The following is a 22,302-nucleotide window of genomic DNA, read 5'->3' as shown; positions in this document are numbered from 1 at the left end:
CGCTCGACACGAATTCATCCTATAGCGAATGATTCGATCGCGTTATCGTGGACGGGTGACCACCTCCACGCGCGAAGCAGCACGGACCGGCCGCGCGGCGCCGGGCGCACGCGATGCTGTGTTCGCCCAGCTCGACGACGCGGGACGGGCGGAGCAGGTAGCCCGGCGGCTGACGGATGCGATCGTGCTCGGGGTGCTGGGGGCCGGCGAGCGCCTCCCCAGCGAGGCCGAGCTCGCCCGCCGTTTCGGTGTCGCGCTCGTGACGGCGCGGGAGGGGCTCGGGATGCTCCGGCAGGCCGGGCTCGTCGAGACGCGGCGCGGGCGCGACGGCGGCAGCTTCGTCGTGCATCCCGGTGAAGCCGACGACACCCTTCTCTCTGCGCGGCTGCGCGGGCTCTCGCAGGTCGAGCTCAGCGACCTCGCGGTCTACGTGACGACGATCGCCGCCGGGTGCGCCGACCGCGCCGCCGAGCGTTCGACGCCCGCCGACGACGACCGGCTGCGCTCCTGGGTCGCGGCCGCGGACTTCTCCGCGCCCGCCGAGGCGCGGCGCAATGCCGGCGGGTTCCTGCTCGAGCTCGCCGTGCTCAGCCAGTCCGCACGACTGGTGCGGGAGCAGCTACGGCTGCAGGCGGAGTTCGGTCCGCTGCTGTGGCTCGGGATGCGCGACCCGGCGCTGCGTACGGCGACCGCATCCGCCGCTCGGGAGGTCACCGAGGCGATCGCCGCGCGCGACGCCGCGACCGCTCGTGCCCGGGTGAGCGGACTGCTGGATGAGGTGGCCCGGTGGCTGCTCTCGGCGAAGGCGCGGATCGAGCGCGGAGGGACGATCGATGGCTGAGGCGACGACAGCGGGCGTGTCGACGGCCCCGACCGCGGCAGTCCGGGTCTCGGAGCTCTTCTCACGCATCCACGACACCCTCGGCGGCTGGCGCGAGGCGATCCTCGCCGACGAGCCGGCCGGGGCGACCTCGCTCGACGACCGGGTCGCCGCGCTGGTGCTCCCTGCCCTCGCGGCCGACGACCCGCTGCTCATCGGCGCGGGCTTCGTCGCCGCGCCCGAACTGACCGGCGGCACCGACGTCCGGTTCTGCTGGTGGCTCGGTCCGCTCGACGACAACCCGGTGTTCGGCGCGACGCGGGCGCCCTCGAAGCTCGACCTCGCCGCGCGCTCGTACTCCGACTACCTGCGCGACTTCCGGTCGCTGGAGTGGTACAGCGTCCCCCAGTCGACCCACCGGACGCACATCACCGGCCCGTACGTCGACCACCTGTGCGCGTGCGACTACATCGTCACGGTGACGTCGCCGGTCGAGTACGACGGGCGGATGCTCGGCGTCGTGGGTGTGGATGTGTACGTCAAGCGCCTCGAGCGGGAGCTGCTCCCGGCCATGCTCGCGAGCGACCGGCCGCTGGCGCTCGTCAATGAGCACGGCCGCGTGACGGTGTCCACGGATCCGGCTGTGCCGGCCGGGACGGTCATCCCCGTCGGCCCCGATGCGGAAGAGTGCGCGGGGACGACGTTCCGGCTGGTGGCGACCGGAGTCTGAGCGGCGGGCTACACTCGCATCGACCAGCGCAACGCGCGACCGGCCGGCCGACGGCCGCCGGGGACCACACGGACGACCAGGAGGAGCCGACGATGACTGGCGGCTTCATCCGGTATGCGCCGACGGCCGGTCCGTCCCGGTGGCTGCTCATCGCGGGTCGCCGGTTCGTTGCCGCGGTCGAGAGCACGGCCTCCGACGAGATCGTGGATGCGGTGTACTGGCTGGCGGACTCCGAGCTCGCGACCATCGAATCCGTCGTCGGAGCCTTCCCGCTCGCCGGGCCGGACAGCGTCCGCTCCTTCGCCGTCGCGGAGATCGCCGAGCCCAACGCCGCGGGCGAAGTCACCGTGACGGCCGTGGTGCGCGGCTCGGCCGCCGTCGACGTGTTCTCCGTCGGCGGTGCACGCCGGTTCTCGGCGGGAGGCGTCCAGCCGTGGGTGCTGGCCGAGTTCCGCACCGTGACGGGCCTGGTTCTGCAGGGCGACGATGCGCCGACGGGACCGGTCGCCCGGCTCTCCATCGGGTCGCTGCCGCTGCGGGTCGGGGTGACCGACGGCGAGCTCCTGACCTGGACGCTGCAGCCGATCGAGCGCGCCGAGCGCAGCCGGGAGGCTCCGGTCGCGGCCGCAGCCGTGACGGGACCGGCCGCGGAAGAGACGATCATCCGTGACCGCAATCAGAGCTCCAGCCTGTTCGGGGGAGCCGGAGGCGCTGGGGATGCCGGCGACGCGGGCGCGGGGGATGCCGGAGCTGACTCGGAGATCGTGCCGCCCGCCGCGCATCCCGCCCCGCACGAGCTCCCCGGCGCTGTCGACATCGACGAACCCGCGACCCCGGCCATCATCGCCCCGGCTCGCGACACGCCGGTCGCGCCCGCTGGGCCGCTGACGATCCGCACGGATGAGGTCTTTCCGCCGACGGAGCCGGTGGTGCTGCCGCCGCCCCGCGCGACGTTCGCTGCCCGCCTGCCGTCGGGGGACACGATCGCGCTCGACGTGCCCGTCCTGATCGGTCGACGGCCGGCCCCGCAGCGTGTCGACTCCGGCGTGGAGCCGCGCCTCATCACCGTCCCGTCGCCCAGCCAGGAGGTGTCGTCGACCCACGTCCGCATCGAGCAGTCGGGGGACGCGGTCGTCGTCACCGACCTCCGCTCCACGAACGGGACGGTGGTGACCGGTCCCACCGGCGCGCGGCGGCTGCGGCCGGGGGAGTCGTCCGTCGTGCTCGCCGGAGCGAGAGTGGAGATCGGCGACGGTAATATCATCGAGATCACCGCCCGCAGAGACGAAGGACGCGAGTGACCCAGATCGGTCGCAGCAGCAGACGCCACACCGTGGCTGTCCCCGGCGATCCCGACGCCCGCATCAGCCTCTCCTGGGCCGCCCTCAGCGACACCGGATATCGCCGGAGCGTGAACGAGGACAGCCTCCTCGCGCGGTCGCCGATCTTCGCCGTCGCCGACGGGATGGGCGGCCACACCGCGGGGGACTTCGCGAGCACCGCGGTTGTCACGCGTCTCGCCGAGAAGGTGAAGGCCGACTTCGTCGGGGAGCTCGCCCTCACCGAGGCGCTCCGCTCGGCGGTCGACGACATGACCCGCGGCGTGGGCCAGACCGACCTCGGAACGGGCACGACCGTCACCGGCATCGCCCTCACCCTGGTCGACGGCAACCCGTACTGGTTGGTGTTCAACATCGGCGACTCCCGCGTCTACAGCTATCGCGACGGGACGCTGGAGCAACTCACTGTCGACCACTCGATCGTCCAGGAGCTGCTGGATGCCGGTGCCATCACCCCGGCGGAGGCCGAGGTGCACCCGCACAGCAACGTCATCACGCGCGCGGTCGGATTCAACGAGGACCCGGTCCCCGACTACTTCCTGCTGCCGATCGTCGCCGGCTCCCGGCTGCTGGTGTGCTCGGACGGCCTGACGAAGGAGCTCACCGAGCACGGCATCCGCTACTTCCTCGGCGAAGGGTCCTCTCCGCTCGACGCGGCGCAGCAGCTGATGGATGCGGCACTCGGCAACGGCGGGCGCGACAACGTGACCGTCGTGGTCGTCGACGTGCTGGCGACCCCGGAGTCCGGAGCGCACCGCGAAGGCGTCTCCCGCAGGGCCGCTCGCCGCCACTGATTCTGCCCCCCGACTTGGGGGTAATCGAGTTGTCCCCAGTGCGGGTCCGGGCCGGTCGGCGGCGGTATCCGGCTGCCTACAATTGTCAGACGCCTCGCAGCGGCGAAGGCGTGATCGACGAACGGGAGGAGCCGATGGCCCGGCGTTTGCCGTCCCAGCCGCCGAACCTCCCCGGTTTCTCCTACGTCCGGGTGCTGGGTTCCGGCGGCTTCGCCGACGTCTTCCTGTACGAGCAGAACATGCCGCGACGTCAGGTGGCGGTCAAAGTGATGCTCGCCGAGGTGGTCACGAGCCAGGTCAAGCAGATGTTCCAGGCCGAGGCCAACCTGATGGCGCAGCTGAGCACGCATCCCTCGATCCTCACCGTCTATCAGGCCAGCGTCTCCTCCGACGGGCGGCCGTACCTGGTCATGGAGCTCTGCTCGGCGGCGATCGGCCAGCGGTACCGCACCGAGCCGCTGTCGGTGCCGGAGGCGCTGAGCACCGGCGTGCGCATCGCCAGCGCGGTCGAGACCGCCCACCGGGCGGGAGTGCTGCATCGCGACATCAAGCCGTCCAACATCCTGAGCACGGCCTACGGTCACCCGGTGCTGAGCGACTTCGGCATCGCGGCCACCCTGAGCGAGGCCGACGTCACCGAGGCGATCGGCCTCTCCATCCCATGGTCGGCTCCCGAGGTGCTGCTCGACGAGACGAGCGGGACGATCGCGAGCGAGGTCTGGTCGCTCGGCGCCACCCTGTACTCGCTGCTCGCCGGGCGTTCGCCGTTCGAGGTGCCGGGCAAGGAGAACACGTCCGCCGAGCTCATCCAACGCATCACCAAGAGCCGGCCGCTCCCGATCGGGCGGGCCGACGTCCCGCCGCGGCTGGAGCAGGTGCTGATGCGCGCGATGTCTCGCCGCCCCTCCCAACGACAGCGGAGCGCGCTGGAGTTCATCCGCGAGCTGCAGGCGGTGGAGAGCGAGCTCGGGCTGCCGCAGACGCCCATCGAGGTCGCGATGGACGACTGGGCCCTGGCGACGGCCGGCGACCCGGAGGACCGCACCCGCGTGAAGGGCGTGGTGGCCGTCGACCCCGGAGCACGTCGCCGTCGCCGCCGAGCGGCCCCTGCCTCGGCGACGGTCACCCGCGCACCGACCCGGACCGTCGTCCGCGAGAGCGGAAGCGCGCAGACGCCGCAGCAGGCCGCCCCGTCGAAGACCTCCCGCGCTCTCGTGCTCTCGCTCGTCGCCTGCGCCGTGCTCGTCGTCGTGCTCGCCGTGACGGCTTCCATCGTGCTCGTTCGGGCCGGGGCCAGCGACGACATCCCGACCGTCCGCGACCTCAGCGGCCGCGTGACCGGCAGCACCATCGTGTTCACCTGGACCGACCCAGGGCTGCAGGAGGGCGACACGTACCAGGTCACGGTCGATGACCAGCCGCCCAGCAGCCAGCATGCGACCGAGTTCCGCGTGGATGCGAAGTCGGGTCAGACCGTCTGCGTCACGGTCACGGTGAACCGCGACGGCAAGACCGGTACGCCGAGCGGGCAGAAATGCGTCGAAGGGACGGGCGGGACGTGACCCGCCTCGGCGCCATCGGCTCGTGGCTCGCCGCGCACAAGTCCATCGCGGCGACAGCCGTGAGCGGGACGGCGGTGGCCGCTCTGGTGACGACGCTCGCCGTCGTCTCGGGCGGCTACAGCGCGCAGCACCTGCGACTCGATGACGCCTCGGTCTGGGTCGCGAGCGACGCCAAGAAGTCGCTCGGGCGGGCGAACACCGAGATCGACAAGCTCAACTCGGTGGTGGCCGGCACCGGCGAGGCGCTCGACGTCGTCCAGGACGGCACCGACGTACTCCTGCTCGACCGGGAGGCGAACACGGTCGCGGTCGTGGACCCGGCCACCGCGGAGGCCGGCAAGTCGGTCGCGCTCCCGCCGCGTGCACCGCAGGTGTCGCTGGCCGACGGCCACGTCGCGCTGCTGTCCCAGACGACGGGCCAGCTGTGGCTGACCGGCGTCGACCAGCTGGAGGACTTCAACTCCGGCTCGGCGGCCACGATCGACCTCGGCGGCCGCGCGGTGTCGGCGATGGACCCGTCCGGCGTGCTGTTCGCGTACCAGCCGTCGACCCGTGCGCTGGTGCGTGTCGCTCTCGACGGCGCCGAGCCGTCCACGACGACCGAGACTCTGCGCACGCGGGGCGATGGAGCGGATGTCTCGCTCACCTCGGTGGGCGGCCACTGGGCCCTGCTCGACCCGTCGGCGCGCACGCTGTCGATGGAGGGCCGGACGGTCAGCCTCGCAGCCCTCCTGCCCGAGGGCGACGATCCGGTGCTGCAGCAGCCGTCGGCGGATGGGGACGCCGTGTTCATCGCCTCCACCGCCGGACTGATCCGGGTGCCGCTCGACGGCGGCTCGGCGACGCGGGCGTTCGCCCGGCAGTCCGGCGCGCCGGCCGCGCCGGTGACGGTCGACGGCTGTACCTACGCCGCCTGGAACGACGGGACGGCCTGGCGGTCGTGCTCCGCGTCGGGTTCGGGCGAGCGGTCGACGCTGAAGGATGTGCCGTCCGGCGCCGTGCTCGGCTTCCGCGTGAACGGCGACCGCGTCGTGCTGAACGACGCCCGGTCCGGCGTCTCCTGGGCGGTGCAGAGCGGAAACGCCCGCATCGACAACTGGGACGAGCTGGTGTCGAAGAAGACCACGCAGGAGCTCGTCAACCAGACCAAACAGGATGACGCTCCGCAGTACGAGAAGCAGGAGCAGCCTCCCGTCGCCGTCGCCGACTCCTTCGGTGCCCGGCCCGGACGCGTGACGCCGTTGCCGGTGCTCCTGAACGACTACGACCCCAACGGCGACGTGCTGACGATCGACTCGTTCACCGCAGTGCCGTCGAACCAGGGCACGATCGAGCTCACCAACGCCGACCAGCAGCTCCAGCTCTCCCTCCCCGACACGGCCACCGGGACGATCGCCTTCGACTACACGATCTCGGACGGCCGCGGCGGGACGGCGACCGCTCATGTGACCGTCGCGGTGCGGACCTCGGCCGAGAACAGCCCGCCGGTGTGCGTACGCAACGCGAAGGCCGTCGTGCAGTCCGGAGGCCGCGTGTCGGCTCCGGTGCTGGGCGACTGCTACGACCCCGACGGCGACTCCTTCTACCTCGCCGGGGCATCCGTCCCCGCTCCGGACACCGTGACGTTCACGCCGCAGGGCCAGGTCGCCTACTCCGACCACGGCGATGGCGAGGGGGTGAAGGATGTCGCTCTCACGCTCTCGGACGGGCGCGCAGAGGCCGCCGGCCTGCTCGCCGTCACCGTGCGCGCCCCCGGCCAGGTGCCGATCATCGCCGATCCCTTCGCCGTGGTGGCCTATCAGGGGCAGGAGGTGACGGTCGCGCCGCTCGACCACGTGCGCGGCGGCAACGGCACCGTTCGCCTGAGCACCGTCCCGACCAAGGCGGACGCGACGATCACGCCGGACTATCAGGGCGGAACCTTCCGCTTCGAGTCCGACCAGGCCGGGACGCACAACATCGAGTACTCGGTCACCGACGGCATCGTGACGGCGACGGGCGTCGTCCGGGTCGAGGTGAAGGCGCCGCCCGGAGCCAAGACCGCACCGATCGCGGTGCCGCACACCGCGTTCATCCGCGAGCAGTCGACACAGGACGTCGACGTCCTGGCGACCGACATCGACCCGTCCGGCGGCGTGCTGCTCGTCACCGGGGTGACGGAGCCGGACGCCGCGACCGGCGTCCGCGTCCAGGTGCTGCAGCAGCGCACCCTCCGCGTCACCCTGAGCCGACCGCTCGAAGGTCCCGTCGACTTCCACTACCGGCTCAGCAACGGCCTGGCCGACACGACCGGCACGGTCACCGTCGTCCAGCTCCCGCCGCTGACAGTGCATCAGCCGCCGATCGCCGCTCCCGACAGCGTCTCGGTCCGGGTGAACGACGTGGTCGACATCCCCGTGCTCGCCAACGACGTGCAGCCGGACGGCGACAAGCTGACCCTCGACCCGACGCTGGCCACTCCGCTGCCGAGCGGCGCCGGCCTGCTGTTCGCCAGCGGCGACCACCTCCGATACCTCGCGCCCGGGAAGCCCGGCAACTACACCGCCGCGTACAAGGTCTACGGCGCCGACGGCCAGTGGGCGACGGCCGAGGTGACCATCGCGGTGCGCGAGCGCGACGCCGCCACCAACAACCCGCCCGTGCCCAAGACCGTCACCGCCCGCGTGCTCGCCGGCGACACGGTCCGCATCACCGTCCCGCTGTCCGGGATCGACCCCGACGGCGACTCCGTCCAGTTCATCGGCCAGGAGACGAACCCGCAGAAGGGCGCCGTGATCGCGTCCGGGCCCGATTGGATGGATTTCCAGGCCGGTGACTACGCGGCAGGCACCGACACCTTCACGTACGCCGTGGTCGACGCGCTCGGAGCCCGTGCCACCGGGACGGTCCGGGTCGGCATCGCGGCGCGGGTCGAGGGCGCGCGCAACCCCATCGCGGTCGAGGACGACGTGACGGCCCGGCCGGGCCGGACCCTGTCGGTGCAGGTGCTCGCCAACGACAGCGACCCCGACGGCAGCCCGCTGAGCGTGACGGCGGTGACGTCGCTCGACGGCAAGGCGAAGGCGAAGATCAGCGGCGAGGTCGTCACCGTCACCGCGCCGCAGGCCGAGGGCGCCTACGGCTTCCTCTACACGATCCAGAACGAGCGAGGCGGCACGAGCCAGGCCTTCCTGCGGCTCACGGTCGACAGGAACGCGCCTCCCGCTCGTCCCGTCGTCTCCGACACCACCCTCGGCCTCTCCGACATCCTCGGCAAGGACCGGGTCGACGTGAACGTGCTGGCCAACGTGTTCTTCGCCGACGGTCCCGTCTCCAGCCTGAAGCTGTCGCTGGTGCCCGGCTACACCAGCGATGCGCAGGTCACCTCGTCGAAGCGCATCCGGATCGCGATCGGCGCGAAAAGCCAGATCGTGCCGTTCCGGGTCGCGAACCCGGAGGACGAGACCGTCGTCGCCTACGGGTTCGTGCGAGTGCCCGGCTATAACGACGCCCTGCCCCAGCTGAAGCGGGGTGCGCCCAAGCTGACGGTGGTCAGCGAGAAGACCCTGACCATCCACCTGAACGACTACATCGTGGCCGTCGGCGACCGGAAGGTGCGGCTGACCGACGCCGCGACCGTGCGTGCCACCCACGCCAACGGGGACGACCTCGTCGCCGGGAGCGACACCCTCCAGTTCACGTCGTCGCCACGGTACTTCGGGCCGGCCTCCATCTCGTTCCAGGTGACGGACGGCACCAGCGCGACCGACCCGGACGGCAACGTCGCGACGATCGTGCTCCCGATCGAGGTGACGCCGCGCGAGAACCAGCCGCCGGTGTTCACCGGGGCGCTCATCGATTTCGAGCCGGGCCAGACGAAGACGATCGACCTGACCAAGGTGACCAAGTACCCGTATGCCAAGGACGTCGGCGAGCTGGTGTACTCCATCCAGGATCCACGACCCGCCGGTGTCTCCGCGTCGTTGAACGGGCAGAAGCTGACGGTGACCGTGGCGGCGGACGCCGAGAAGGGCACGCGGCCGTCGCTCTCCATCGGCGTGAAGGATGCCGTGAACGCCGGCCAGGCCGGGCGCATCGACATCTCGGTCGTGCCTTCGACGCGTCCGCTCGCGAGTCCGCAACCCGACCGGGTGATCGCGCCGCGCGGGCAGACGTCGACGGTGGATGTGCTGGCCAACGACGGCGCGACCAACCCGTTCCCGGGCAAGCCGCTGCGCGTCGTCGCCGTGCGCGGCCTCGGCGCCGGGCTGCCGGACGGCGTCAGCATCACGCCGAGCGCCGACAACTCGGAGCTCCAGATCACGGTCTCGCAGACCGCGGCGGCCGCCGACACGACGCTGCAGTACGAGGTCGCCGACGCGACCGGCGACCCGGACCGGTACGTCTGGGGAACGGTGACGGTCTCGGTTCAGGACCGCCCCGCTCCGGTGTCGAACGTGCAGATCAGCGCGATCGCCGACCGCAGCCTGACGCTCACCTGGATCCCCGGTGCCTTCAACAACTCGCCGATCACCGGCTTCGAGGTGACCATGGCGTCGGCGTCGACCGGCGCGGTGCTGTCCACCACGCCGTGCGCGACGACGACCTGCGCGATCACCACACCGGGCAACGGGCCGTCCAATTCCGTCACCTTCAGCGTGCGCGCGAAGAACGCGCTGGGGCTCTCGGACCCGACGACGTATGCCGAACCGGTGTGGTCGGATGTGGTGCCGAACGCTCCTGCCGCCCTCTCGTCGACGCCGCTCGACCAGGGCCTCCGGGTCACCTGGGCGAAGCCGGCCGACGCCGCGGGGGCCAGCCCGATCACGTCGTACGTTGTGTCGGTGGGCGGCGTGACGAAGGCCATCCAGGTGGCGGGCACCGATCCGGTCGGCACCCGGTACGCGCTCAACGTGACCGACCCGGGGATCGCGAACGGCGCGGCGATCGGCTTCACGGTCGCCTCGCGCAACGACTTCTACCAGGGCAGGACCACCTGGAACCAGAGCCAGGGGAGCGGTGTGCCTGCGGGGGCGCCGACCACGACGGGCATCGCACCCGTCGCCACCCCGAGCACGACGGACGGCACCAGCGCCACGCTCAGCTGGTCGAACGTCTTCGGCGACAACGGCACGGCGATCACGGCGTACTACGTCGCCGTGTTCCAGGGCGGCAATCCCACCTTCTGCCGGGTGGACGGCGTCGAGGACGGCCAGCCGACGCTCAGCACCGGCGGCCTCACCCGCGTGCAGGGCGGCAGCACGACCTTCGACGGGCTCAACCCGAACCGCACCTACAACTTCATCGTCTACGCCTACAACGGCCAGGGCTGCACACCCGCCGCCGTCGTGAGTGCGACTCCGCGCCAGGCGCCCGGCGACGTGAACCAGATCGCGGTCACCGGACGCACGCAGAACGGCGACACCGTCGACTTCGGCGTCTCCATCTCCTACCGTGCGGGCGGAGGGTCCAACCCGGTCTTCGACTATCAGCTGCTCAGCGGGAACACCGTCGTGGACTCGGGCCAGCTCGCGGGCACGTCCGGCGTCCTCACCGGCTCCGGCGGCAACCACTACGGGATGCCGCTCACCGTCAGGATCACCCGGGTCTGCGAGAGCTACACGGACAGTGCGCCGCTCTGCTCCGACCAATCGGCGACGCAGGACCTCGGCGTCGCGGTGAGCCTCGCCATCGGCGGTGGCCGCTACGACCCCGCCAGCCACGTGTTCACCTGGACCAGCTGGCCGACCGGACAGTACGACGCCGTCACCTACAGCTGCGACGGGACGACCCAGCTGCCCATGCCGCCGGTCGGGCAGACCGCGTCCTGCACGGCGCCGGCGAACGACCCGTCGCCGACGCTGGTCGTGCGCGTTGTCAGCGGGTCCGACACGTACAGCCAGCCGTACCCGGGATCGAGTCTGCAATGAGTGCAGGACGCCATACTGATGAGATGTGCCGCTCCGTGCGGCCCGCATCCCCTTCCCAGCGGCCCGACCGGCCGCGCCCCGAACCGAAAGAGGCCGGAGCATGACGATGACCCCCGAGCAGGCGACGTGGTTCTCCGGAGTCTTCGATCGGCTCGTCGCCAACATCGACCGGGTGCTCCTGGGCAAGACCCACGTGATCCGGCTGGCCCTGACCGCGCTGTTCAGCGAGGGGCATCTGCTGCTCGAGGACTTCCCGGGCACCGGCAAGACCTCGCTCGCCCGCGCCATCGCCGAGAGCGTGCGTGGGACGACCAACCGCGTCCAGTTCACCCCCGACCTCCTTCCCGGCGACATCACCGGCGTCAACATCTACGACCAGCGGAGCGGCGCCTTCGAGTTCCACCGCGGTCCCGTCTTCGCCAACATCGTGCTCGCCGACGAGATCAACCGGGCGAGCCCGAAGACGCAGTCCGCCCTCCTCGAGGTGATGGAGGAGCAGCAGGTCACGGTCGACGGCGTCCGGCACTCCGTCGGCGCTCCGTTCATGGTGATCGCCACCCAGAACCCGATCGAGCAGGCGGGCACCTACCGGCTGCCGGAGGCGCAGCTCGACCGCTTCCTGATGAAGGCGTCCATCGGCTATCCCGACCACGAGGCGACCCTGCGCATCCTCGAGGGGTCCGAGCGCCGAGCGCACGAGGTCGTCGTGCCGGAGGTCATCTCCGCCTCCACGGTCGTCGAGATGGCCACCATGGCCCGCGGTGTCCATGTCGACGCGACGATCAACGACTACGTCTCGCGGCTCGTGGAGGCCAGCCGGACGGCCGACGAGATCCGGCTCGGCGTCAGCGTGCGCGGCGCCCTCGCCCTCCTGCGCGCGGCCAAGACCATGGCCGCGGCATCCGGCCGGTACTACGTCACCCCGGACGACGTGAAGGCCCTCGCGGAGCCCGTGCTCGCCCACCGCCTCGTGCTCGACCCGGAGGCCGAGTTCGAGGGCGTCAGCTCGTCCAGCCTCATCGGCCAGCTGCTGATCGAGACCCCGCCGCCGAGCGATCGGGCCGCCGTGTGACCACCGTCACCCGTTCGCAGACCGAGCTCACCAACGCGCGCGCCCGCATCGTCGGGGAGCGCGATGGCTTCCTGGCCGACGCGATCGTGTGGGTCGTCCGCACGTCGGCGACGGCCGGGCGCGCGGTCGCGACGCTCGCCCGGCGGATCAGCGCGGTGGTCACCGCGCTCGGCTGGTCGATGCTGCTGCTCGCGCTCGTCGCGCTGACCGCGGGCTACGTCTTCGGCTGGGTGGAGGCGGTGGTGGCGGGATGGACGGCGTTGGTGCTGCTCGTCGTCGCCTCGGGCTACCTCATCGGCCGCACGGCGTACGACGTCGGGCTCTCCCTTCCGGCGAACCGCGTCGTGGTGGGGGATCGGGCGCCCGGCGAGGTGGCCGTGCGCAACACCCTGCGCCGCGGGCTCCCCGGCGTCCGTGTCGAGGTGCCCGTCGGGCAGGGACTCGCCGAGTTCGCCGCCCCTCCGCTCGCGGCGGGCGAAGAGCACTCCGATGTCTTCGTGGTGCCGACCACCCGGCGCGGGATCGTGCCGATCGGTCCGGTGCGGACCGTCCGCGCCGACCCGATCGGGCTGCTCCGCCGCGAGGTGGTCTGGGCCGACTCGCTCGACCTGTTCGTGCATCCCCGCACCATCGCCATCCCGAGCATGAGCACCGGCTTCGTGCGCGACCTCGAGGGGTCGCCGACCCGCGACCTCACGGCCAGCGACATCGCGTTCCACGCGCTCCGCGAGTACGTCCCCGGCGACGAGCGCCGCTACATCCACTGGAAGTCGACCGCGAAGACCGGCAGCTACATGGTGCGCCAGTTCGAGGAGACCCGGCGCAGCCATCTCCTGGTCGCGCTCAGCCTGTCGGCCGCCGACTACGCCACCGAGGACGAGTTCGAGCTGGCCGTGAGCGTCACCGGGTCGCTCGGCGTACGCGCGATGCAGGACTCGCGGACCGTCTCGGTCGTCGCGAGCGCGGAGACCCCGGACTTCGCCAAGCGGATGGTGTTCAGCGCCCGGCGGCTGAGCACGGTCAACCGCGGGCGGCTGCTGGACGATCTGTCCGGAGTGGAGACCGCCGAATCCGCCCTCCGGCTCCCCGAGCTGGCGCAGGTCGCCTCCGACGGCTCGGCAGGCATCTCGATCGCCTTCCTGATCTGCGGTTCCACGCCGTCGGCCGCGCAGTTGCGCGCCGCCGCCGGGCACTTCCCGCTCGGCGTGGACGTCGTCGCGATCGTGTGCGACGAGGGCGCGGTGCCGTCGATGCGACGGGTCGCGGACCTCAGCGTTCTCACCATCGGCTACCTGGAGGACCTCCAGCGCAGCCTCGCGAAAAGGCTGGCCCTCTGATGCCCGCCCGCCGCTCCGCCGCCGTCCTGATCGACGTGCTCTTCGCGCTCGTCGCCGTCACGCTCGGCGCGTGGTCGTTCTGGCCGGTCTACCAGTCGCCCGAGTTCGTCCTGATGCTGGCCGTGACGCTGCTGGCGGGGGCCGCCGTGGCAGCGGTGGGATGGGCGTTCCGCCTCCCGAGCATCGCGGTCGCCGGGCTGATCGCGACCGTCTACCTGGGGCTCGGCGTCCAGCTCGCCGTGCCGTCCGAGGCGACCGCCGGCGGTCTGCTGCCGACCGGAGCGGGGTTCGTCGACCTGGTGCAGGGCACCTGGCTCAGCTGGAAGCAACTGGTGACCATCAGCATCCCGGTCGGGTCGTATCAGGCGCTGCTCGTCCCCGCGTTCCTGCTGACATTGGTGGCCACCGTCCTGACCGTCACCATCGCCCTCCGGTCGTCGCGGCCGGAGCTCGCGACGCTCCCACCGGCGCTGCTCTTCGTCGCCGGGATCGTGCTCGGATCGTCGGTCTCGTCGCTGCCCCTTCCGCTGCTGTTCGCACTGTTCGTCGTGCTGCTGTCGTGGCTGATCCGGTTCCGGCTGCAGCGGCGTGCCGCATCCATCCGGTCGCTGCGGGAGCAGAGCGGACTGCTGGTGGAGTCGCGGCGGGAGCGGCGCTCGACGGCCCTGCTGACCACGGCGGGGGCCACGGTGATGCTCATCACGGCGGCCGCTGCCGGGATCGCCGCGGCGGCGTTCATCCCGCCGGCCGGCGCGCGGCAGGTCGCGCGGACCGCGGTGGAGCAGCCCTTCGACCCGCGCGAGTACCCGAGCCCGTTGAGCGGTTTCCGCTCCTACTTCGAGCCGGAGCACGCCGACCAGGCGATGCTGACCGTCACCGGCCTCCCCGCCGACCGACGGCTGCGGATCGCGACCCTCGACACGTACGACGGCGTCACCTACGCGGTCGGGAGCGGCGACGAGACCAGCGCATCGGGGTCGTTCACCCGTGTCCCGTATCGCATCGACCAGGGCGCGACGAAGGGCAAGCGCACGACGACGAGCGTGGTCGTGCGGGACTACCGCGGCCCGTGGCTTCCCGGAAGCGGCCAGCTGGAGCAGGTGCGGTTCAGCGGCGAGGACGCCCAGCGCCTCGCCGGAGCGTTCTTCTACAACGACGTGACCGGGACGGGCGCGGTGACCACCGCGCTCCGCAGCGGCGACACCTACACCGAGGAGACGGTCGTCAAGCCGCAGCTGACGGCGGATCAGCTCGAGAAGGTCGAGCCGGGGACCGACTCCGTACCGCGCCCGCGCGTCATCCCGGACGAGCTCGCGTCCGTGCTGCAGAAGTACACCGCGGGGGTCGACGGCGCCGGAGCCAAGCTCGCGGCGGCCCTCCGCGGGCTCGCGCAGGACGGCTACATCAGCCACGGCGTCGGCCCGAAGGAGCCCGCCAGCCGGTCGGGGCACGGTGCCGACCGGATCACCGAGCTGCTGACCGACGTCCCCATGCTCGGCGACCAGGAGCAGTACGCGGTCACGGCCGCGCTCATGGCCCGGCAGCTCGGGTTCCCGGCGCGGGTCGTCGTCGGGTTCGTGGCGCCGAAGGACGCGGCCGGCTCCAACCTGACGTTCGTCGGATCGGACATCTCCGCCTGGATCGAAGTGCAGACGACCTCCGGCTGGGTGACCGTCGATCCCACTCCGCCGTTGCGCCCGGTTCCGCCGAAGCAGCCGGACCAGCCCACGCAGATCTCCCGGCCGCAGACCAACGTGCAGCCGCCGGTCGACGAGAACCCGCAGCGCAACGACGAACCGCCGCAGGCCCAGGTCGACCCGTCCAACCAGCCGCAGCCGAACCCGGTGCTGGAGACGCTCCTGGCCGTGCTGATCGTCGTCGGGTGGACGCTGCTCATCCTGGCGCTCGTCGCGTCGCCGTTCCTCGCCGTGCTCGCCGCCAAGTGGCGGAGGCGCGCGATCCGCCGATCGGCGCCGACGGCGCGCGAACGCATCGTCGGCGGGTGGCGCGAGTTCGCCGACGCGGCCGTCGACCACGGCTACGATCCGCCGCCGGCCGCCACGCGCGTGGAGTTCGCCGACACCATCGGTGGATCGCGCGCGAACGCGCTCGCCAAGGTCGCCGACCGGGCGACGTTCAGCGGCATCGCGCCGACGCCCGCGGAGGCGGAGACGGTCTGGAAGGCGGTCGACGAGCTCCGATCGCAGCTCGCGAAGCGCGACACGCGCTGGAAGCGGCTGCTCGCGGCCGTCTCCCTGCGATCGCTCGGCTACCGTGGAAGACGGAACGGGAAGGGACGGGAACGATGAACTGTCGGGTGTGCGGAGCGGAGCTGGCCGAGGGCACGCTGTTCTGCCCGCTGTGCGGCAGCTCGGTCACGTCCTCTCGCGTGCGCGCTCCCGAGATCGCCGACCCGCGTCCATCCGACACGTCGATCATCTCCGACCGCCTCGCCGAGTCGCGACCCGCCCCTGCGGTCGCCGGACGCTTTCCGGAGGATGTCCTCCTGGATGAGGACGGACTCCCGCCGACGCAGGCGATGACGATCTTGCCCGTGGAGGAGGCCCCGCCGGCGCACAAGCCGGCACAGCGGGCGTACACGCTGAGCTTCTCGACCGGCGATGTCGTGGAGGTGTCGGGTTCCGGGCTCATCGGCCGCCGCCCGATCACGCAGCCGGGGGAGCACATCGACCAGCTCGTGGTGGTCTCGGACCCCGGGCGCAGCGTCTCGAAGACCCACCTCGAGTTCGGCCTCGAGGGCGACGAACTGTGGATCTGCGACCGCTACTCCGGCAACGGCACGATCGCGCATCCCCTCGGCGGCGTGGCCCGCCAATGCGAGGCCGGCCGTCGCTACCGCGTCACCCGCGGCACCCGCGTAGAAATCGGCGACCACTGGTTCGACGTCTCCTGACCCCGTTCCGTCCGCGCTCTCCGTCCCCCGTCGAGTACGCAAAAACTGCACGGTCCCCAGCGGGATTCCGTGCAGTTTTTGCGTACTCGACGGCGGGCGAAGCGGGCTCAGGCGAGGGCGTCGGCCACCGGGAGGGAATCGAGGCCGTGCGCGGAGGCGACGCCCTCGTTCGTGACGTGACCGTCGTGGACGTTGAGGCCGAGCGCGAGGGATGCGTCCGCCCGCAGCGCCTCCTGCCAGCCGCGGTTCGCGATCGCCCGGGCGTAGGGGAGCGTCGCGTTGGTCAGCGCGTACGTGGAGGTGTGGGGGACCGCACCCGGCATGTTCGCGACGCAGTAGAACAGCGACTGGTGCACCGTGAACGTCGGGTCGGCGTGCGTGGTCGGGTGCGAGTCCTCGAAGCAGCCGCCCTGGTCCACGGCGATGTCCACGAGGACGCTGCCCGCCTTCATCCGCGACACCATCTCGTTGGTGACGAGCTTCGGCGCCTTCGCACCGGGCACGAGCACCGAGCCGATGACGAGGTCGGAGGCGACGACCGCCTTGTCGATCTCGAAGCTGTTCGACGCGATCGTCTTGATCCGGCCTGCGTAGAGGGCGTCGAGCTCGCGGAGGCGCTGGATGTTGGTGTCGAGCACCGTGACCTCCGCACCCAGGCCGACGGCGACCGAGATGGCGTTCGTGCCCGCGACGCCGCCGCCGAGCACGGTCACGACCGCCGGGTGGGTGCCCGGGACGCCGGGGACGAGCAGGCCGGGGCCGCCGTTCGGCTTCAACATGGTGTTGGCGCCGACGATGGGCGCGAGGCGTCCGGCGACCTCGCTCATCGGGGCGAGCAGGGGGAGCGCGCGGGTCGACAGCTGCACCGTCTCGTAGGCGATGGCGGTCACGCCGCCGTCGATCAGTGCACGGGTGAGGGCTTCGTCGGCCGCGAGGTGCAGGTAGGTGAAGAGCACGAGTCCCGGCCGGAAGTAGCCGTATTCGCTCTCGATCGGCTCCTTGACCTTGAGGATCAGGTCGCCGGCGGCCCAGGCGGCGGCGGCGTCCGGCAGGATGGTCGCGCCGGCTCCGGCGTACAGCTCGTCCGGGATCGACGACCCGACGCCCGCGCCGGACTCGACGAAGACCTCGTGACCGGCGCCGACCAGGTCGTGCACACCGGCCGGCGTGATCGCCACCCGGAACTCGTTGTTCTTGATCTCGCGGGGGATCGCGACCTTCATGGGGCTCCTTCGACACTTCGACGTGGTGGTTCGCTCTCACCATAGCGGGGTTCACGGAGGATTTCGACTGAATTCTGGATGAAGCGGTGCTGATTTCGCGGACGGACGCCCCTCTCGCAGACGGTTTCCGCAGCGACGGCATCGCGCGGCCGCTCGACAGCATCCCCCCGTCATCCACTCGTCGCGGCAGAACACCCGGTCTGCGGTTTCCCGGGCGATTCGACCGATCCGGCACGGATTTCGTAAAGATTGTGTTTCCGAATGGACGATCCGGCCACTTTCTGATGCGGATCGCGACGGTTGTGTGTCAGGATCGGGTCCACCGCGACGGCACATCGGTGTGCCGCCCAAGCGCCGTCGCCCGTGGTCCGAGTTCGATCCCCCAAGGAGCACTCCAGTGAAACCGAGCAACCTTCCGCAAGACCCGATGATCCGTCAGCTCGTGCAGTCGGCGCGTGCGTCACAGCTCACGCGGCGCGGCCTCCTCGCCGGTGCGGGAGCCGGTGCTGCGGCCCTCGCCCTCGCCGCCTGCTCCACGGGCGGAGCGAGCGGCAAGCCGACTCCGGCCAAGGACGAGTCGGCCACCGACAAGTCCCTCACCTGGGCGAACTGGCAGGCGTACCTCGACCAGGACGACGCGGGCAAGTATCCGACGCTCGAGGCGTTCGAGAAGCAGAGCGGCCTCAAGGTCAAGTACGACGTCGCCGTCGACGACAACAACACCTACTACGCCAAGGTGAAGGACCAGCTCGCCCTCGGCAAGGACATCGGCGCCGACACCGTCTGTCTGACGGACTGGATGATCGCCCGGTGGATCCGCCTCGGCTACGTGCAGGCGTTCGACGAGTCCGCCATCCCGAACAAGAAGAACCTGGTGGCGAACCTCCAGGACGTCGACTTCGACCCCGGACGCAAGAAATCCCTCCCGTGGCAGAGCGGATTCGCCGGCATCTGCTGGAACAAGGAGAAGCTCCCGGGCGGCCTCAAGTCGGTCGACGACCTCTGGAAGTCCGACCTCAAGGGCAAGGTCGGCGTGCTCAGCGAGATGCGCGACACGATGGGCCTCATCCTGATGCAGCAGGGCGTCGACATCTCGAAGGACTTCAGCGACGCGGAGTTCGAGAAGGGGATCGACACCATCACCAAGCAGGTGAGCAACGGGCAGATCCGCAACATCAAGGGCAACTCGTACCTCAACGACCTCAAGTCGGGAGACACGCTCGCCGCGATCTGCTGGTCGGGCGACATCACCCAGCTCAACGCCGAGGCCGGCGACAACTGGCAGTTCGCCATCCCGGAGGCCGGCGGCACCCTGTGGAGCGACAACTTCGTCATCCCGATCGGCTCGTCGCAGAAGGCGAACGCCGAGAAGCTGATCGACTACTACTACCAGCCGGAGGTGGCGGCCGAGGTCGCCGCCTGGGTGAACTACATCACCCCGGTCGAGGGCGCGAAGGATGCGGCCGCCAAGATCGATCCGAAGCTCGCGGACAACCAGCTGATCTTCCCCGACGAGGAGACGCTGTCGAAGGTGAAGATCTTCCGGTCGCTCACCCCGGCCGAGGAGCAGAAGTATCAGGCGGCGTTCCAGAAAGTGATCCTGGGGGCCTGATGGCCAAGGGAGTTTTCGCCGAGTCCGGCGCCGACCTGCGCCTGGAGGGCATCAAGAAGAGGTTCCCCGGCTTCACCGCCATCGAGGAGCTCGACCTCACCATCCCGGCCGGCTCGTTCTTCGCGCTGCTCGGGCCGAGTGGATGCGGCAAGACGACGACCCTGCGCCTGGTCGCCGGGCTGGAGGAGCCGACGGAGGGGCGCATCCTCATCGGCGGTCAGGATGTGACACGCACCAAGCCGTTCCAGCGCCCGGTGAACACGGTGTTCCAGAGCTACGCGCTGTTCCCGCACATGACGATCCTCGAGAACGTCGCGTTCGGCCTCCGCCGCCGCCGCATCGGCGACCCGGTCGCGAAGGCGCACGAAGCGCTGCGGCTGGTCGAGCTCGACCACCTCGCGGCCCGACGCCCGGCGCAGCTCTCGGGCGGTCAGCAGCAGCGCGTCGCGCTGGCCCGAGCGGTCGTGAACCGGCCGGCGCTGCTCCTGCTCGACGAACCCCTCGGCGCGCTCGACCTGAAGCTCCGCCGGCAGATGCAACTGGAGCTCAAGTCCATCCAGACCGAGGTCGGTCTGACCTTCGTGCACGTCACGCACGACCAGGAGGAGGCCATGACCATGGCCGACACGGTCGCCGTGATGAACAAGGGCCGCATCGAGCAGATGGGTTCGCCCGAGATCCTGTACGAGCTCCCGGCGACCGTGTTCGTCGCGAACTTCCTCGGCCAGTCGAACCTGTTCGCGGGTCCTGTGCAGGAGTCCGGCGGCGAGACGATCGGCGTCGACGTCGGCGGGGAGCGCATCCAGGTTCCCCGGTCGCGCGCGCAGCGCACCAGCGGCTACGTCACGGTCGGCGTCCGCCCGGAGAAGCTGACGCTGCACGAGACGCCGGAGACCATCCCGTCCGGCGCCAACCGCCTCGGCCCCGGCCGCGTCACCGACGTGTCGTTCAGCGGCGTGAGCACGCAGTACCTCGTCGACGTTCCCGGTCTCGGGACGATCGTGGTCTTCGCGCAGAACACCACCAGCGGACCCGTCGCCGCCCTCGGCGCCGAGGTCTGGGTCGCCTGGGACCCCGGGCACACGTTCGTGCTCGCCGACGAGCCGCCGGCCGACGGCCGCTTCTCCGACGACGCCGACACGCAGGCGATCGCCGCGCAGGCGCGCGAGCGGATGCTGACGGAGCTGGAGGAGGCGTAGATGGCCCTCGCCGCATTCACGGGGGCGCCGCCGACGCAGGATCAGGAGCCCGCGGTCCGCCGCAAGAGCGGCATCGCGCTCGTCCTGCTCCTCCCCGGTGTCCTCTACCTCGTCCTGTTCTTCCTCACCCCGCTGATCTCGCTGATCATCACGTCGTTCCAGGCGCCGGTGGTCGACGGCGACATCGGGCAGTACCAGACGGCGTTCCAGTGGAGCAACTACACCGACTCGCTCGCCGAGTACTGGCCGCAGGTGCTGCGCTCGTTCGTCTACGCCCTGATCGCGACCGCGGCCGCGCTGCTCATCAGCTACCCGCTGGCGTACTTCATCGGCGTCAAGATGCGCGGACGTCCCGTGCTGCAGAACCTGCTGATGACCCTCGTCATCGCGCCGTTCTTCATCAGCTTCCTGCTGCGGACCCTCGCCTGGAAGGCCATCCTCAGCGATGACGGCTGGATCGCCAGCTCGCTCAAAGCGGTGTCGATCCTGCCCCCGGACGCGCACATCACCGGCACACCGTTCTCGGTGATCTTCGGTCTGACGTACAACTTCATCCCGTTCATGTGCCTCCCGCTCTACTCCACGCTCGAGCGGCTGGACATCCGGCTGCTCGAGGCCGGACAGGATCTGTACGCGAGCCCATGGACGACGTTCCGCAAGGTCACCGTGCCGTTGTCGATGCCGGGCATCGTCTCGGGGACGCTGCTCACGTTCATCCCGGCGGCCGGCGACTACATCAACGCATCGCAGGACTTCCTCGGCGCCGCCGACACCTCGATGATCGGAAACGTCATCGAGAGCAACTTCCTCGTGCTGCAGAACTATCCGACGGCGGCGGCGATGTCGGTCGTGCTGATGGCCGTCATCCTCGTGATCGTCGGCGTGTACGTGCGACGGAGTGGGACGGAGGAGCTGCTGTGACCACCATGGCGACACCCACCGACACGAGCACCCCGCCCAGTGCCACCAAGGGCCGGCGGCGGTACAAGGGGATCGGGCTCGGCGTCTACGCGTTCCTCGCGCTCGCCTTCCTGCTCATCCCGATCATCTACACGTTCGTCTTCTCGTTCAACGACGCGATCAAGAACAACATCGCGTGGCGCGGGTTCACCCTCCGTAACTGGACGAACGTGTGCGACGCGGCCGGGATCTGCGACGCGTTCATGGCGAGCATCATCATCGGCATCATCTCGACCGTGGTCGCGACGGTGCTCGGCACGATGATCGCGATCGCCCTGATGCGTTACCGGTTCCGTTTCCGGTCGCAGACCAGCCTCCTGCTGTTCCTCCCGATGGCGAGCCCGGAGGTCGTGCTCGGTGCCGGACTCGCGGCGCAGTTCCTCAGCCTCGGGGTCAACAAGGGCTTCATGACGATCATCATCGCGCACGTGATGTTCTGCATCAGCTTCGTCGTGGTGACGGTGAAGGCGCGCGTCGCGTCGCTCGATCCGGCCCTGGAGGAGGCGGGGCGCGACCTGTACGGGTCGCCGAACGCCGTGTTCTGGCGGATCACGTTCCCGCTGCTGCTCCCCGGCATCGCGTCGGCGGCGCTGCTGTCGTTCTCGCTGAGCTTCGACGACTTCATCATCACGAACTTCAACGCCGGTGCGGTGACCACGTTCCCGATGTACATCTACATCGCGGCTTCTCGTGGCATCCCGGCCCAGGCGAACGTGATCGCGAGCGCCGTCTTCATCCTGACGATCCTCGTGGTGCTGATCTCGCAGCTGACCGCCGCCGCCCGAGCCAAGCGCCTAGCCCGCCAATAGCCCCCCACCCACCGTCGAGTA

At 70.6% G+C, this 22,302-nt stretch carries 15 protein-coding genes; 14 read left to right on the top strand and 1 reads right to left on the bottom strand.

All coding sequences use genetic code 11. From position 1 onward, the window contains the following. The first annotated feature begins 55 nt into the window (after positions 1-55). From H284_RS0101260 to H284_RS0101215, 10 genes are all read left to right on the top strand, one after another. Positions 56-841: a FadR/GntR family transcriptional regulator gene (locus H284_RS0101260; protein ID WP_020074872.1), complete on the top strand. Its 786-nt coding sequence runs from the start codon at positions 56-58 to the stop codon at positions 839-841. Next, complete coding sequence (locus H284_RS0101255) at positions 834-1,550, top strand: cache domain-containing protein (RefSeq protein ID WP_020074871.1); 717 nt, start codon at positions 834-836, stop codon at positions 1,548-1,550. Before H284_RS0101260 ends, H284_RS0101255 begins: the two co-directional genes overlap by 8 nt. Before the next feature lie 92 nt (positions 1,551-1,642). After that, positions 1,643-2,851 (top strand): FHA domain-containing protein, encoded by a 1,209-nt coding sequence (locus tag H284_RS0101250; RefSeq protein WP_020074870.1) that lies wholly within the window; start codon positions 1,643-1,645, stop codon positions 2,849-2,851. Beyond that, positions 2,848-3,684 (top strand): PP2C family protein-serine/threonine phosphatase, encoded by an 837-nt coding sequence (locus H284_RS0101245; RefSeq protein WP_018190853.1) that lies wholly within the window; start codon positions 2,848-2,850, stop codon positions 3,682-3,684. Before H284_RS0101250 ends, H284_RS0101245 begins: the two co-directional genes overlap by 4 nt. A 110-nt stretch (positions 3,685-3,794) precedes the next feature. Continuing rightward, the gene (locus H284_RS0101240) at positions 3,795-5,246 is read left to right on the top strand and encodes a serine/threonine-protein kinase (protein ID WP_018190854.1); all 1,452 of its coding nucleotides are present in this window, start codon (positions 3,795-3,797) and stop codon (positions 5,244-5,246) included. After that, positions 5,243-11,155, top strand: a complete 5,913-nt coding sequence (locus tag H284_RS0101235; protein WP_020074869.1) for an Ig-like domain-containing protein — start codon at positions 5,243-5,245, stop codon at positions 11,153-11,155. The genes H284_RS0101240 and H284_RS0101235 overlap by 4 nt, the downstream gene beginning before the upstream one ends. A 100-nt stretch (positions 11,156-11,255) precedes the next feature. Then, positions 11,256-12,227, top strand: coding sequence for an AAA family ATPase (locus H284_RS0101230; RefSeq protein WP_018190856.1), 972 nt, complete (start codon positions 11,256-11,258; stop codon positions 12,225-12,227). Continuing rightward, entirely contained in the window at positions 12,224-13,564 is a 1,341-nt protein-coding gene (locus tag H284_RS0101225; protein ID WP_018190857.1) for a DUF58 domain-containing protein, read from the top strand. Before H284_RS0101230 ends, H284_RS0101225 begins: the two co-directional genes overlap by 4 nt. Then, positions 13,564-15,873: a transglutaminase-like domain-containing protein gene (locus H284_RS0101220; protein ID WP_020074868.1), complete on the top strand. Its 2,310-nt coding sequence runs from the start codon at positions 13,564-13,566 to the stop codon at positions 15,871-15,873. The genes H284_RS0101225 and H284_RS0101220 overlap by 1 nt, the downstream gene beginning before the upstream one ends. Continuing rightward, the gene (locus H284_RS0101215; protein ID WP_029042776.1) at positions 15,870-16,478 is read left to right on the top strand and encodes a zinc-ribbon domain-containing protein; all 609 of its coding nucleotides are present in this window, start codon (positions 15,870-15,872) and stop codon (positions 16,476-16,478) included. Before H284_RS0101220 ends, H284_RS0101215 begins: the two co-directional genes overlap by 4 nt. 107 nt (positions 16,479-16,585) lie before the next feature. On the opposite strand, the gene ald is transcribed toward H284_RS0101215, so the two are convergent. Then, positions 16,586-17,701: an alanine dehydrogenase gene (gene ald, locus H284_RS0101210; RefSeq protein ID WP_020074866.1), complete on the bottom strand. Its 1,116-nt coding sequence runs from the start codon at positions 17,699-17,701 to the stop codon at positions 16,586-16,588. A 397-nt stretch (positions 17,702-18,098) separates the two neighbouring features. Here ald and H284_RS0101205 point away from each other — a divergent pair, with 397 nt between their 5' ends. Genes H284_RS0101205 through H284_RS0101190 form a run of 4 tightly spaced genes read left to right on the top strand, consistent with a single transcriptional unit; the run spans position 18,099 to position 22,281 of the window. Further along, a complete protein-coding gene (locus tag H284_RS0101205) occupies positions 18,099-19,313 on the top strand; it encodes an ABC transporter substrate-binding protein (RefSeq protein ID WP_020074865.1) in 1,215 nt (404 codons plus the stop codon). Beyond that, a complete protein-coding gene (locus tag H284_RS0101200) occupies positions 19,313-20,512 on the top strand; it encodes an ABC transporter ATP-binding protein (protein ID WP_018190861.1) in 1,200 nt (399 codons plus the stop codon). The genes H284_RS0101205 and H284_RS0101200 overlap by 1 nt, the downstream gene beginning before the upstream one ends. Beyond that, the gene (locus H284_RS0101195) at positions 20,513-21,433 is read left to right on the top strand and encodes an ABC transporter permease (RefSeq protein WP_018190862.1); all 921 of its coding nucleotides are present in this window, start codon (positions 20,513-20,515) and stop codon (positions 21,431-21,433) included. It begins immediately after the preceding gene. Beyond that, on the top strand, positions 21,430-22,281 hold the full coding sequence (locus H284_RS0101190) for an ABC transporter permease (RefSeq protein WP_018190863.1): 852 nt from the start codon (positions 21,430-21,432) through the stop codon (positions 22,279-22,281). Before H284_RS0101195 ends, H284_RS0101190 begins: the two co-directional genes overlap by 4 nt. The last annotated feature ends 21 nt before the right edge of the window (positions 22,282-22,302 follow it).

The organism is Cryocola sp. 340MFSha3.1 (assembly GCF_000383315.1).
Taxonomy (GTDB): domain Bacteria; phylum Actinomycetota; class Actinomycetes; order Actinomycetales; family Microbacteriaceae; genus Leifsonia.
Note: the sequence above shows the minus strand (reverse complement) of the source record. Positions and strands in the feature narration are given on the sequence as shown.

What these genes read in the sequence shown, in the direction of transcription:
- H284_RS0101195 (WP_018190862.1), top strand. Translation starts at nt 20,513, where the DNA reads ATGGCCCTCGCCGCATTCACGGGGGCGCCGCCGACGCAGGATCAGGAG.
- H284_RS0101230 (WP_018190856.1), top strand. Translation starts at nt 11,256, where the DNA reads ATGACGATGACCCCCGAGCAGGCGACGTGGTTCTCCGGAGTCTTCGAT.
- H284_RS0101215 (WP_029042776.1), top strand. Translation starts at nt 15,870, where the DNA reads ATGAACTGTCGGGTGTGCGGAGCGGAGCTGGCCGAGGGCACGCTGTTC.
- H284_RS0101200 (WP_018190861.1), top strand. Translation starts at nt 19,313, where the DNA reads ATGGCCAAGGGAGTTTTCGCCGAGTCCGGCGCCGACCTGCGCCTGGAG.
- H284_RS0101220 (WP_020074868.1), top strand. Translation starts at nt 13,564, where the DNA reads ATGCCCGCCCGCCGCTCCGCCGCCGTCCTGATCGACGTGCTCTTCGCG.
- H284_RS0101250 (WP_020074870.1), top strand. Translation starts at nt 1,643, where the DNA reads ATGACTGGCGGCTTCATCCGGTATGCGCCGACGGCCGGTCCGTCCCGG.
- H284_RS0101255 (WP_020074871.1), top strand. Translation starts at nt 834, where the DNA reads ATGGCTGAGGCGACGACAGCGGGCGTGTCGACGGCCCCGACCGCGGCA.
- ald (WP_020074866.1), bottom strand. Translation starts at nt 17,701, where the DNA reads ATGAAGGTCGCGATCCCCCGCGAGATCAAGAACAACGAGTTCCGGGTG.